This window comes from Ruegeria sp. HKCCD6119 (assembly GCF_013110585.1).
Lineage (GTDB): Bacteria > Pseudomonadota > Alphaproteobacteria > Rhodobacterales > Rhodobacteraceae > Ruegeria.
In genome coordinates this window covers 33,945-47,438 of sequence record NZ_WVQV01000012.1, presented here as the reverse complement: position 1 = coordinate 47,438, position 13,494 = coordinate 33,945, and the positions used below count along the sequence as shown (strand labels likewise).

The following is a 13,494-nucleotide window of genomic DNA, read 5'->3' as shown; positions in this document are numbered from 1 at the left end:
CGGTTTCCGACGGGTGAAACCGGACAGGCTAACTTCGCCTGACCGACAAGTTATGCCGTCTGCCCAGCATGTGATATTCGAACAGGCACCAGACATAGATGGTGGCCGAATAGACATAATAGACCTGATGGTAGAGCAGACATTTGAACGCAAACCACGGCCCGCCATGCCCGGACATGGCGCGCACCAGATCCAGATTGGCGACAAAGGCCGCAGCCAGTAACACAAAAGGCAAAGGCCAGCTTCCCGGCCAGAACGGCAGGGCCAGAAGCGACAGCAGCAACAGCCCGGCAATTGCGGCCCGTGCACGTTCAGCCATCGAGGTGTTCAAATCATCGGTCAACCCCTCACGCGAGATCATCAGCCGGGCCCAGGGCAGGGCACGGCAGAAGATATCCGTGCTCAGGCTGTTGCGGATGGTCCAGACCTTCAGGTGTTTGCCCTGCAAAAGCGGCTCGACCAGGATACGGCGACCGGTGGCCGCTATCCGGTAGCCCAGTTCGATATCTTCGATCGAAGGCACCTCATAGGTTTTGACATCAAAGCCACCGACTTCAAGAAACACGTCGCGCCGGATGGCGCCACACCCGGCCCAGAAGGTGCGCGCCTCGCGGCGGGCGCGTTGATGGTGATAGCGGTGCAGAAGGTTCTTGTAGCGTGAAAACCAGGCCTGCCCGTCCGGGGCATCATCATAGGATCCGAACACGGCGCCCACATTGTCTTCGGACATCGACCGGCGAATATGGTCAGGCCCGTCCGGCCAGGCGATGACATCGGAATCCACGAACCACAGGATATCGCCCGTGGCTTGTTGGGCGGCCAGGTTGCGGGCAGCCCCCGGCCCGCCATTGACGGGTGTGGTCAGAACAGTTGCGCCCATTTCCCGTGCCAGCGCCGCGGTACCGTCGGGGGACTGGTCATCCACCACCAGAACCTGCTGCACCTGTCCGGTATTCAACATTTCAATCAATGGCGGCAAAACGCGCGGCAGCAGATGTTCGGCATTGTAGGCCGGCATGACCACGCTGATGGAAAGGGGGTGATCTGAACTCACGAAGGATCTCCGGCAATGATACGCGAAGCGCCTGAGCGCTGAACAAGGAAAAGAAAGGCCGCTGTAAAGGGCAACAACCACATCACGCGCGCGCCGTAACGATCTGCGGGTTGTGATACTCCCCCGCAGACCAGAGCGTTGACCGCTATTCCGATCAGGATGAACAGCGCAAACAGCTTCATGTCACGCGACACACTACCCGGCCGCAGCAGAATAAACACGATAAAGGCAAAAGAGACGGCATAGATCACGCCGTGCACGATATCGGCCGTTTCTATCCAGCCCCTGTCCTGAGACAATGAACCGCCTTGGAACATATCGGGCCGGATATCTTCCATTCTGGCCAACCAGCGGGCGTTTTCCAGCTCCACATCCGTTGGGATCGTCATGGCAATGCTATAGCGCAATACCTGCTGATAGCCGTTCCGGGCCAGTGCCAACGAGGTGGAAAGAGGCCGGGACAGGAAAACCGCCTTGGCGAATTCCCGTTGGGACAGGGCAACCCGTTTCTGATCTTCGGGTGACATGAGCCGGAATGAACCCAGGTTGGGGGAGCGTTCGAAAATGATATGGGAGGGTGTCAGCCTGTAGGGATCATCTGACCACGACAGCGCTTCGTGTAGTGCGCAGGTGGGCACTTCGGCATTCGGGCAGACCTCGTCCAGATAATCCATGCCCGGCCCGTCAACGATGAGCCGCGCGGTGATATGCGGCGTATAGACGACCTCTTTGTTGGTGGCGATTTCCACGGTGACCTGAAAGGCCTTGCGCTCGGCCAGTGCCAGCGCCAGAACCATCATCATCAAGATTGTCGCGCGCCAGCGCCGTGGTCTTTTCCCCCAGAGCGCGGCCAAAGCGACAAAAGGTATCATTAACGCCGCAACCGCCAGATGAGACGGGTGCAGAAGGGCGCTGAACAGGGCCAGACTGGATACCAAAATCAGTTCCCAGGTTTGCATCATCCGCCCAAAGGCCGTCAGTGAGGCAATCACGATCAGCAGCACCGGTGCAAAAATATCCGGCATCATATAGGCGACATAAAACGGCAATGAAGTACTGGCTGCGACCAACAAAGGCACTGCGGTCATAATGGTTGTGTTCGGTGCCCCGCCCGGCGACCGGCCAGCGGTTCGCGCCAGCATCCAGACGGCCAGCAGCGTAGCAACCAGATGCAATACCGGAAGGACGGACAGGGCATCGATCCGAACAAGCGCAGCCATGATGAGGCCATAGATCAGTGACCGTGATCCGGTTGCGGTGTTATCCTCATCGGCGGTGTGGGTTACACCTGCCGCAACGCTGTCAGCTGTCGGCGGAAGGAAACTGCTCAAGGCCACATTTCCCTGCCGGATGTAACTGCCGGTATCGAAGTAATAAAGCGGCCCGCCATTGATCATGAGAACGGACAGGCAAACCAGCAGCGCCGCGATCACCAGGAGGAAAGCCCCGACCGTCCAAGATGGCTTATCCGAAAGAGCCGACACGGTCATATCCGTTCTGCGACCAGCTTCGCCACAAGTACGGTGTGCTGAAAGCAAGCAACTATTGCATTCAGCCCGTCTTCCAGTGCCATTTCACAAGGATCAAAATCAGGCGCGTTCATCAGCGTCCTCGGCAGCCTCCATCAATCGGGCCATAAGCGGTGTTATCCCACTCCGGTCTCTGCCGGCATGGCGTTAAGCAATCATTTGATAGCAAGAAAACCTTCAAAACAAATATACTTCTGAATACTCATCACATCCTTGAAACCGGCCCGGCCCAGCAGATCCAGATTGCCCTGAGTGGAAAACGGCTCCAGCACGCTTTTCAGGCTGCGCGCCTTTTCGACGATTTCCTCGCTTGAGAATCCATTGCCGATTTTGAATTCGTTGTAGAGCTGGGTCACAAGATCCTGAAACCGCGCATCCGGCCCCCGGACCTTTTCGAACATGACAAACGCACCGCCCCAGTTCAGGGTGTTGTAGATCTTGGTGAACAGTTCCTGCCGGTACCGGGGCGGGATGAACTGCATTGTATAATAGCTGACGATCATGTCCGCCTTTTCCATCTCCATATGACGGGCATCGTCATGAAGAATGGAAATGTTCGGGACATCCGCGCAATGAGCTTCGGCGACTTTCACCATTTCAGGTTCGACATCGATGCCGATCCAGCGTGCGTCAGGCTTTCCCGCATTATGTTCTGCCAGCTTGCGGATCAACTCTCCGGTCGATGTGCCGATTTCATAGCAGAGACTGTCATTGCGGACGAAGAAATCGGAAACCTGACAGATCAGGCCGTGACCCATTTCATAAAGAGGAACAGACAATTTGATGTGGTCGACAAACGTATCGGGAACACTGCCCCCAAAGGTCCAGTTCGCATTCTCAGCGGCTATGTTCTGGCCAACGCCCATGCGCAATGTCTCCTCGCTAAATAGGCAGGCACAATGGACAAACGGCTAAACAAGGGCTTCCGATTGAAAATGCGTGCCTGAACTTGGTACAATAACAATCCAAAGCTACACGAAACTTTCGGACCGTCGAAGAATAAATATGGTGGAACCCGGGTTTGTGGCCTTTTTCCCTTCTGTTGTGATCCGCAGGGTCCTTGCGGCGGTCCGAAAGTAGACAGTGCGCTGAAATGGTTTGTATTGTTTCTCGCCTTGCGCAGAACGGGGGCGCCCGTCATGTGAAAAGGCGTGCCGGTTGCATTTCATGACAGAGTGATCGGGGTTGGTTCTGCATTGCCTGAACCGGTTTGGATTATGTTTGGTGCAGTGTGAAAACGCTCGGAATCGCCGGAAAGTTGGCATGTTCTCCAGACGCAGATTCGCCTTATTCGGGTGATTCTGGTTCACGATGGGGAAACAAACTATAATTCGAGCGCCCATTGTGCCGAGCAATCGGCCTTTGCGCCCAAAAAAAGCCACAATTCCGAGAAAAATCCTTCGCAATCAAATAGAAATGAATTATTAATAAATGCAGTAGGTGCCCTGCCGAGATTTCGAGCGGGTTGTGTGTATAAAAATCAAAGGTGGGACTTTGTATGTTTAGAACTTTTAAGATGATGGCGGCGGGGCTTGCTACTGCTGTGATGATGGCCGGATCGGCCAGCGCTCTGACCTCGGTGTCAGCGGGTGGTGGTCCTCTGCCAGGGGGTGGATATGACATCACCTCCGACACGCTCTTCTCCGGTACGGTTTCCACGATGGGTGGACCCGGGGTTTACATGATCAACTTCCAGTCGCCCATTGATCCTCTTTTTGGTGTTGCGAACGCTTCGATCACCATCAATCTGCTGAACACGTTCACAGGTCTGACGGTGAGCTGGGTCGACGCCTTGAACCCGGCCAACGTGCTGGCATCGACGTCGGTTCTGGGTGGTGTTCAGACGACACTCAGCACGCTGTTCAGCAGCGTCAGCCCGAACACCTTGAGCCAGAATTTGGTGTTTAGCTGGGCCAACTCTCAAGGGGCGACCGATGCCAATGGCAATCCGGTGCCGGTTACGTTTGATTTCGACGTCGCACCAGTTCCGCTGCCCGCCGGTGGTCTGCTGCTTCTGACCGCGCTTGGTGGTCTGGCTCTGACGCGTCGCCGCAAAGCCGCCTGAGCGACACACAAACCTGACAAACAGGACAAGGGGCCGTTTCGCGGTCCCTTTTCTTTTGATCAGATGTTGCCACCTGCCGCCTGGCGCAACATCCAGATCATCCGCTGACATCTGAGCCGGAACAACGTGATGACCGCCCGACTGGTTTCGCCCGCCGAGGACAGCTTGTCGCTGCTGAGGATTTTCGGGGTGTGCACAATTGCACTGGCCGGCATGGCCAATCCACGGATCGCCCACCGCATGCGCGCGGCCGCGTTGGTGCCGTGCAGCAGATATGCCTCTTGTGTCGTGCGCCGCCACTTGGCCTTGAGCGCGGGCCAGTTCTGCCGGGATGGATGGCTGACACGCAAGTCATCCCGGTAGATCAGGCTATACCCGCGCGCGACCGCGCGCATGGTCCATTCCCGATCTTCCGAGACACCGTTGATGAATCCGCCGATCGCATCGAACACATCGCGTCGGGTCAGCAGGTTGCCGGCGCCGGAGAACCCCTGAACCTCAATATACCTGCGGAAGTTGAATGCAAAAACAGCCTCGAACGCTTCTGCGCCGCTGCGCGGGGGTGGGGTTTCGTCAAAAACATCTACCCGGCCACCAATCAGATCGGCCTGATCCGCGACCTGACGCCCGACGCTCAACCAGTCCGGCGCGGGTACGCAATCGGCGTCAATGAAAAACAGTCGGGGCGCTCTGGTTTCTGCAACTCCGCGATTGCGGGCATGGGCCGCGCCCTTTTGGGTTTCCACCACAAAACGCACCTCGGGAAAGGCCCGGCGCATCGTATCCAGCGACACCGGAGAGTTGTTGTCAACGACAACGATTTCAGTTGCCGTCAGATCATTCTCTCTCAGGGCAAGAAGACATCGTTCCAGCCGGGGCAAATCGTTGTAATGGGGAATGATCACTGCATCGGCCGGGGCCGTATCAGTAGGATCCGTACTCATTGCCAAACGTCCCGCTGATGTATCGGCATTTGTTCAGCACGATCCCCATGACGCTGGTCAGTTCCGCCAGTTGCTGTTCGGCAACGTCAATATGGTCAATGCTGGTTTCTTCGGCGGCCGCCAGAAGCAGGGCACAATCGACATTCCTGAGAAACCCGTGGCTGTCATCGCTCATCATCAGGGGGGGCGTGTCGAACAGAATGACGTCGGGTTTGTAATCCGCCTCAAGCTGTTCGAGGAATTCGATTGCCCGTCGGCTTTGCAAGATCTCCGCCGGGTTGCGCGTGGGCGTGTAATTCAGCCCGAAGATCACGTTCTTGCCATACCGCAGCGCATGTTCATGAAACGGCACCGCCCCCTGAATGACGTCGGCCATACTGTGGTTGCCGGTTTGCTTCAGAATCTCGGCCAGCCCCCTGCGCCGCATGTCGAAATCGATCACGATCGTCCGCAGATCTTCCTGCCGCCCCAGGCTGAACGCCAGGTTGGCCGTCGTCGTGCTTTTGCCGCACCCGCTGTACGGGGAGGTCAATGCCACCCTGCGCCATTTGTTGGACAAGATCTGCTGCAGCATCTTGGTCCGCAACATGTCGTAGGGGGTGGCGTCCGCGCCGCCAGCCAGAGATGCAAGCCGGTTGCGCACTGCGAGCTTTGGGTCGATCTGTATCTCGGGCACGCTTTGCCACCGGGCGTCACGAGTGTCTTCTGACGGGGCGTGACGGGGCGGTTGTTCCATGACCGGCGGCGGGCTTTCGCGGCTCTGCCGTTCCTCGCGCGCCTTTTGAATCGCTTTCTGAAGACGGTCCATCACACATTCACCAAATCAATCGAAACAATACTCACCAGTATGTCTCCAGTTTATCCATCACTCTCTCGGTAATAAGATCGAGGGGCAGGTAATAGGTATGCACCGCCCAGACCCCGGCTGGCACTCCGATTAGAATGGCCAGTATGATCCCACCCCATACCGCGCGCTGCATCAACACTTCACCGCGTGATGGAGCATAGGGAATAGTGGCGATCGGCCAGACCTCAAGCTTGTTGATCAGGTCTTCGGGCCGGCGCACGGACCGATTCAGGACCTCCAGCAAAACCACCAGCCCCAGCCCCAGCAGGATACCAAAGGCCGATCCCCCTCCGGCAATCATCAGGCGGTTGGGTTTCGAAGGCTCGCTTGGCGTAGAGGGATGCTCAATGACGGAAATACGTTGCCCTTGGGACGTGACCTCAATCCGTTCCCCGGTCGAGGCTGCGGCCAGACGACTGACTGCGGCATTGTACTGGGTTTGGATGTTGTCATGTTCGCGCTGCAGTTCAGATAGTGTGATGGCATTGGCCGGGGTCTGATCAATCGTCAGGGTGAGTGCGTCGAGCCGGTCCTGAAGCACGCGGCGCTGATCTTCGAGCGCCGCAATCTGCGAGTCGATTTGCGCCAACTGCAGATCAAGGGACGAATTGCCTGTCTGGTTAGATGGTGCCGGGGCGTTTGCTTGTTCGGCAGCTACCACCTGCTCAAGCTTTTCGATCCTGGCGCGGAGCAGTTTGATCTGCGGACTGTTTTCGGAATAGACCACGAGTTGGTTGTCGAGTTGAGATCGCAACTGACTGAGTTGCTGCTGTGCCTGGGTCTGATTTTGTGGTGAAACACCGACAACCTGACCTGTCGAGCTGAAGATGCTTATAAGGTTTTCTCGCTGCGCCTTGAGGGAAAATATCTGCTGGTCCGTCTGTTCAAGATTGGTTTGCAACGCCCCTTGTTGCGCCAGCCTGAACTGCAGACTGTCGGGGAGCGCATCGGAATTGTCATTCTTGAACTCAAGAATACGGGCGCTACGCTTGCTCAGTTCGTCGCTGAGGCGGTCGACTTCCAACTGGAAGAAGGCCAGCGTATCGGTCGCGCGTTCCTTGCGATAGGTGACATCCAGCTTCTGGATTTCCGTCAGGTATCTGTTCAACACACCTGCCGCAATCTGGCCACTGCGCGCCTCGAAGGTGATTGTCATCAGATTGGCCTGATTGAGACCTCCGGTGATCCAGATCGAGGTGCTCTTGCGCATGGCGTTGACGATCTGATCGGGGGTTGCCTCGTCCTGATCAGGCAGAACCTCAAATTCATGGGCGATATCAAGAAGGACTGGCCGGGTCAGCAGGCGCTGTTCGATGATCTGCAGTTGCTCTGCTGCAGGTGTGGTCACAGTACTCGCGGCCAGGCTGCCTGGAATCTGGGGCGATTCCACGATCAGGCGCATCTGAGACAGGTAGGTCGGGGGCAGCGCCCGTGCTATGATGATCGATGCCACAGAGACAATGAGTGCGACGATCAGAAAATACGGAAACCGTCTCAGGAAAATGGAAAAGTAATAGCGAACCGGGCCCATATCAGACTGTCAGCTCCTTCTCGAGTGAGTTTCCGCCAAAGAACACGCCATCTTTGACCACTTGCTCCACAACCTCTTCATCCACCTTCTCGGCCTCATTCGTCCAGGCATAAAGCAGGGCAAAGTCGCAGAACTGATTTACAAGTCGCGGAACACCGCGCGTTTGTTTGAAAATCTGCTTGCAGGCCTCTTCGGTGAATTCATCGCCTGAACCGCCAGCCGTTTTCATCCTATGGCTGATATAGGCTTTGACCGAAGACTCATCCATCCGTTCAAGATGAAAACTTGCGGCAACGCGCTGTGTCAGCTGGCGCATCTTGGGATCAAGAACCATGTCGCGCAATTCAGGCTGACCAACCAGAACAAGCTGGATCAGCTCATCCGTATTCGAGTTGATATTGGTCAGCATCCGGATTTCTTCCAACCCTTCGACGGTCAGGTTCTGCGCTTCGTCAAAGATCAGAACCACCCGCCGGCCCTCGGCATATTCCGCGACCAGGAAATCCTGCAGCGCCCGGAATATCTGTACATAGCTTGCATCCGCCTCGATCGGCAGACCCAGCGCGTGCAGGACCCATTGCAGCAGCTCTCCGCGACCGCCCTGCGCATTCGAGATCAACCCTACGGTGATCGACTGCTCCATCTCGCTGAGGAGATGCTGTATCAGGGTTGTTTTCCCGGCCCCGATTTCCCCGGTCAGCACGGTGATGGGCGCACAACTCATGATGCCGAATTGCAGGACCGAGTAACCGCGCTTGTGCAGCGGCGACCAGTACATGAATCCGGGATCCGGAAGCAGCGTGAAGGGCCGTCGGTCAAGCCCGAAATAATCTAGATAAAACCCGTCGCTGGACGCCATTGCACCTCGGTTGCCTTCTGCCTTGTCAAACCTCGTACTGGCCCCCCGGAGATTATCCAAACTCATGCTCTGAACCACCAGAAATCCCTTACACAAAGAACACATCACATAAACAAAAAGTACTTGGGTACTAGTTTGTCACAAAATCAAGATAGCAGGCACCACTAAACTGCACACGCGGTGAATTGACCTTTCCGCTTTCTCAATCTGGAGTGATCGGTGCGATTGTTTCCGTTGTGTCCTTATTAGGTTGACCAAAAAAGAGGCGACCAGAACCTGATGTGATCACACATTAAAAAAGATTCTAAGGGCGGAAATCAAACCCAAAGGGTGAAATTTTCGCTCATTGTGTCCCACGGGGAAACGAAAGTTCATGAATTTGCGGCCAATCAGCTGATCGCATCTTCACGATACTATAAAAAAGCACCTGTATTCAGCGACCAGAGAACACGTTCGCCAGCATTAATGTTTTGCAAGGCAGGTGGAATTTGTTAACAGTTGGATACGGGAAAGCGGCCTCGCAAGTGAGTAAGTGCAGGGTCGAAGTGGTATAAAAATATAAGATTTTAAATATGTGTGGTTGAGGTCGAGCGTGTTCGGTTCGTAAGTTTGGTGAGTGGTTCGTGAGTAATTGTGTGTGTTGGGGGTTTAAATAGTGACAAGTCATTCGAAAGAAGTGGCCAACGCTGGCGCGGGCTACTCCGGTATTTCTGTTGTACCCACTCCGTTGCCGTGTCGAGGGGTGTACAGAAGTGCGGGCAAGCGTCTTTTTGACATTGCGTTCGCTTTGCTCGCAGCACCTTTCGTTGTGCCTTTTGTTCTTATGCTAGCCGCATTTTTGGCATTCCAGGGCGTGACTCCGTTTTATCGGCAGGAACGGCTGGGCAAGAACGGCAAGGCGTTCAAGATGATCAAGCTACGCACAATGGTGCATGACGCCGAAAATGTGCTGCAAGAACATCTGAAAGAAAACCCTGAAGCCCGTGAGGAATGGAATCGCGACCAGAAACTGCGGAATGATCCGCGCATCATCAAGTTCGGGACATTCCTGCGCAAATCCTCGATGGATGAGTTGCCGCAATTCTGGAATGTTTTCGTTGGCGAAATGTCCGTGGTTGGGCCCCGCCCCATGATGGTTTGCCAGAAAGAGCTTTATCCAAACAACATGTACTACAGAATGCGCCCCGGCATTACCGGCTCATGGCAGGTCTCCAACCGAAACAACTCGACATTCGCCGAGCGCGCGCAGCATGATGTGGAATACTGGAAGGATATGTCGCTCAAGACGGACATGCATATCCTGTTTCGGACAATTTTTGCGGTTCTGCGTGGGACCGGTTGCTGAAACGGTCATTTTGCAGCCTTTTGGGATGGCTGTATCCTTGTTGCGCCCAGATCGTGTGGAAACCTACCCATGAACCAGTCCGTCTTTTCCCGTCTCCCACGTCTTGCATCGCTTCTGTGTGCTGCGTTCCTGTTCCTGAGTGCCTGTGACACCGCTGAAGAGCGGGCCGAGAAACATTACCAGGCCGGGCTGGCCTTGCTGGAAGAGGGCGACGTCGAGCGCGCTCTGGTCGAATTCCGCAACGTCTTCAAACTGAACGGCCAGCACAAAGAGGCGCGCCTGACCTATGCCCGGCTTGAGCGTGATCGAGAGAACATCCCTGTCGCATTCGGCCAGTACCTGTTGTTGGTCGAACAATACCCGGACAATTTCGAAAGCCACTTCGCACTGGCCGAGATGGCGTTTGACTTGGGCAACTGGGACGCTGTCAGACGCCATGGTGCGATAGCTGCCGAACTGGAACCCGACAATATAGAGGTCGAGTCCATCAATAACAGCCTAGCCTATACCGACTCGATCCGTAACGGGGATGTGGCCAGAACGGATTCCATCATTCGGACCGCACGCGAAATGATCGACCAAAAACCCGATCTGATGAGCGCGCGGAAAATCGTGATCGACTGGCTTGTCCGCAACGAGCTCTGGGATGATGCTATCGACGAGATTGATGCCGCACTGGCCGTAGTGCCGAAGCAGGACAATTTGTACGCGATCCGACTGCGTGCCCTACAGGCTCAGAACAAACACGAAGAGATAGCTTTACAGCTCAAAGGCATGCTTCAGCTTTACCCCGAGGATGAGGGCGTCGAGGCGATGCTGGTTCAGCATTACATCGACTGGAACGAGCTGGATGCGGCTGAGGATATTCTGCGCGGGAAGATCGACCCTCAGGCCGAAGATCACATGCCAACTCAACGCCTTATTGCATTCCTGAACGACCATCGCGGTCCCCAAGCCGCTATCAACGAAATTGATGCAATCATCGCGCAGGATAGTACAAACGCCGCAAAGCTCCGCGCATGGCGGGCCACTTTGAAATTTCACAGCGGGGACACGCAAACCGCGCTTTCTGAAATGCGCAATCTTCTGGCAGATGCAGAGCGAACCGCACAAACACGGGAAAACGAAGTAGAATTTGCCCGGATGCTGTTCAGCGAGGGGGAATCTGAAGAAGCTCGTGCTTTGGTCGAAAAGATTCTTGAAGAAGATCCGAAACAGGTGGGGGCACTCAAGTTCAAGGCAGCCTGGTTGATTGAGGATAATCAGACCGGTGATGCGATTATCCTGCTGCGCGAAGCCCTGAGCCAGACCCCCCGCGATCCGCAATTGATGACCCTTATGGCCAATGCTCACGAACGCAACGGCGATCACGAACTGATGGGCGAAATGCTTGCCCTGGCTGCGGAGATGTCCCAGAACGCAGGAACCGAGGCTGCGCGCTACGGTCAATATCTGCTGTCAAAAAATGACTTGGAAATCGCCCAGAGCGTGTTGCTGGATGCCTTGCGTAAAAGCCCGCAAAATCCGGACCTGCTGTCTCTGCTTGCCCAAACCTATATGCGTCAGCAGGACTGGGACCGCCTTGAAGCTGTTCTGAAGTCGCTCGAAGCGCTGACAGATCCCAACGCGCAACGCCTTTCGAACGAGCTCAGGGCATACATGCTGGCCTCCCAGAACCGCTCTGACGACCTGATGGAATTTCTCAACGAATTGGCCGCAGATCCCCAATTCGGCTTGCCCGCTGATATCGCGGTTATCCGACTGATGCTGGCTCAGGACAAACACGAAGAAGCCTTTGCCCGGATCGATCGGAAACTTACGGAAACCCCGGATTCCCTGCCATTGCGCTTTGTAAAGGCACGTGCGCTGGCAGAAGAAGGGGAACTTGACAAGGCCGAACAGATTTATCGCGCGATCATCGATGAGCGCCCTGACATAACACGGGCATGGGTCGCGCTTCACATGCTGGAAGCCGAGCGTGGCAATATCGAAAAAGCCCAGGATGTCCTGGCCGAGGCACTGATTGCCCTGCCCGAAAATCCCGATCTGCTATTTGTGCAGGCAGCGCTTCACGAACAGGCCGGCGATATGGAGCAGGCCATTGCCGTTTACGAAAAGCTCTACCCCCTCAGTGGTCAGTCGATTTTGGTTGCCAACAACCTTGCCAGCCTGCTGACAACCCAGCGCAACGATGCCGAAAGCCTGCAACGAGCGCATGTTTTGGCGCAGCGTCTGCGGGGCACGCAAGAGCCCGCCTTTCAAGATACCTATGGCTGGGTGGCGTATCAGGTCGGCAATTATGAAGAGGCCGTCCAGTACCTGGAATCTGCGGCACAGGTTTTCTCTGGGCATCCTCTGGTCTTGTACCATCTGGGCAAAACATACGCCGCTCTGGACCGGCACGAAGAAGCTTTGCGCAGTTTTCGTGCAGCGGAAGCGACCGGGGCAGCCTCGGCTGAGATTGCCTCATCCATAGAGGCCGAGATCGAACGGCTGGTCACGATGAGCAACGCAGGTCAGTAAGCGCACAGAGTGCACGCGCGCCGCCGCTGCATTTCTGCCGCATCTTGTATGTATCAGACTCCCTGCTGATTGTTTTGCAGCTTGTGGGAAGGCATAAGTAGGAAAAAGTGAGAGATTTGAATATGCGTACAGTCATCGGGTCATTAATCGCTCTTGCCCTTACCATGATCGCGGCCACCGCATCATGGGCGCAATCCTATCAAATCCAACCGGGTGATGCGCTGCAGGTTGAAGTTCTCGAAGACCCCACCCTGAATCGGACCATTCTGGTTCTGCCGGACGGGTCCATCAACTTTCCGCTTGCCGGCTCGATCCGTGCGGCCGGTCAGTCGACCAGCGGATTAAGCGCGTCGCTCTCATCGGCGTTGGCCTCGAACTTCAATACGCCGCCGACAGTCTTTATTTCAGTGGCGTCGCTGGCTCCGCCGCCGCTTCTGGGCGGACAGGCCGCATCCGGACCAACCATCGATGTTTTCATCATGGGTGAGGTCAATGTGCCCGGCAAGCATCTGGCAACCGAAGGCACGACAATTCTTCAGGTTTTGGCTCAGGCCGGTGGTCTGACCAATTTCGCGGCTCGCAAGCGCATCGAATTGCGCCGGGCTGACAGTAAAACAGGCGTGATGAGAAAATACACCTATAACTACAAAGGCTCGGGCGGTGGCATCCAAGGCAATACAGTGCTTAGACCCGGAGACGTGGTTGTCGTACCAGCACGCCGCTTGTTCGAATAGGGGCTGATACAGGTGGGGAAATCCAGGAGCAGGCTGTCCACCATTCTGGGGGGCGGGATCGCT

The 13,494-nt window shown here is 55.8% G+C and carries 11 protein-coding genes; 4 read left to right on the top strand and 7 right to left on the bottom strand.

The genetic code is table 11. The features are described from left to right. Positions 1 to 28 precede the first annotated feature (28 nt). The 3 genes from GS611_RS18545 to GS611_RS18535 form a co-directional block, all read right to left on the bottom strand. On the bottom strand, positions 29 to 1,054 hold the full coding sequence (locus tag GS611_RS18545) for a glycosyltransferase (RefSeq protein WP_171637915.1): 1,026 nt from the start codon (positions 1,052 to 1,054) through the stop codon (positions 29 to 31). After that, positions 1,051 to 2,538 carry a hypothetical protein gene (locus GS611_RS21345; protein ID WP_171637914.1) on the bottom strand — a complete coding sequence of 496 codons (1,488 nt, stop codon included), beginning with the start codon at positions 2,536 to 2,538 and terminating at the stop codon, positions 1,051 to 1,053. Before GS611_RS21345 ends, GS611_RS18545 begins: the two co-directional genes overlap by 4 nt. A gap of 200 nt (positions 2,539 to 2,738) precedes the next feature. Continuing rightward, positions 2,739 to 3,449: a methyltransferase domain-containing protein gene (locus tag GS611_RS18535; RefSeq protein ID WP_170347013.1), complete on the bottom strand. Its 711-nt coding sequence runs from the start codon at positions 3,447 to 3,449 to the stop codon at positions 2,739 to 2,741. A 632-nt stretch (positions 3,450 to 4,081) separates the two neighbouring features. Here GS611_RS18535 and GS611_RS18530 point away from each other — a divergent pair. Continuing rightward, entirely contained in the window at positions 4,082 to 4,648 is a 567-nt protein-coding gene (locus tag GS611_RS18530) for a VPLPA-CTERM sorting domain-containing protein (protein WP_171637913.1), read from the top strand. 59 nt (positions 4,649 to 4,707) lie between these two features. Here the strand turns inward: GS611_RS18530 and GS611_RS18525 are convergent, their stop codons facing one another. From GS611_RS18525 to GS611_RS18510, 4 genes are all read right to left on the bottom strand, one after another. Then, positions 4,708 to 5,592 (bottom strand): glycosyltransferase family 2 protein, encoded by an 885-nt coding sequence (locus tag GS611_RS18525; protein ID WP_171637912.1) that lies wholly within the window; start codon positions 5,590 to 5,592, stop codon positions 4,708 to 4,710. Beyond that, positions 5,573 to 6,400 (bottom strand): CpsD/CapB family tyrosine-protein kinase, encoded by an 828-nt coding sequence (locus tag GS611_RS18520; protein WP_171637911.1) that lies wholly within the window; start codon positions 6,398 to 6,400, stop codon positions 5,573 to 5,575. The genes GS611_RS18525 and GS611_RS18520 overlap by 20 nt, the downstream gene beginning before the upstream one ends. A 31-nt stretch (positions 6,401 to 6,431) precedes the next feature. After that, positions 6,432 to 7,841, bottom strand: a complete 1,410-nt coding sequence (locus GS611_RS18515) for a lipopolysaccharide biosynthesis (protein ID WP_171637910.1) — start codon at positions 7,839 to 7,841, stop codon at positions 6,432 to 6,434. A gap of 130 nt (positions 7,842 to 7,971) precedes the next feature. Then, positions 7,972 to 8,829 carry an ExeA family protein gene (locus GS611_RS18510; protein WP_171637909.1) on the bottom strand — a complete coding sequence of 286 codons (858 nt, stop codon included), beginning with the start codon at positions 8,827 to 8,829 and terminating at the stop codon, positions 7,972 to 7,974. A 655-nt stretch (positions 8,830 to 9,484) separates the two neighbouring features. Here GS611_RS18510 and GS611_RS18505 point away from each other — a divergent pair. From GS611_RS18505 to GS611_RS18495, 3 genes are all read left to right on the top strand, one after another. After that, complete coding sequence (locus GS611_RS18505; protein ID WP_348539750.1) at positions 9,485 to 10,174, top strand: sugar transferase; 690 nt, start codon at positions 9,485 to 9,487, stop codon at positions 10,172 to 10,174. Between the two features lie 69 nt (positions 10,175 to 10,243). Further along, positions 10,244 to 12,697: a tetratricopeptide repeat protein gene (locus tag GS611_RS18500; RefSeq protein ID WP_171637907.1), complete on the top strand. Its 2,454-nt coding sequence runs from the start codon at positions 10,244 to 10,246 to the stop codon at positions 12,695 to 12,697. A 122-nt stretch (positions 12,698 to 12,819) separates the two neighbouring features. Continuing rightward, entirely contained in the window at positions 12,820 to 13,431 is a 612-nt protein-coding gene (locus GS611_RS18495; RefSeq protein ID WP_171637905.1) for a polysaccharide biosynthesis/export family protein, read from the top strand. Positions 13,432 to 13,494 lie beyond the last annotated feature (63 nt).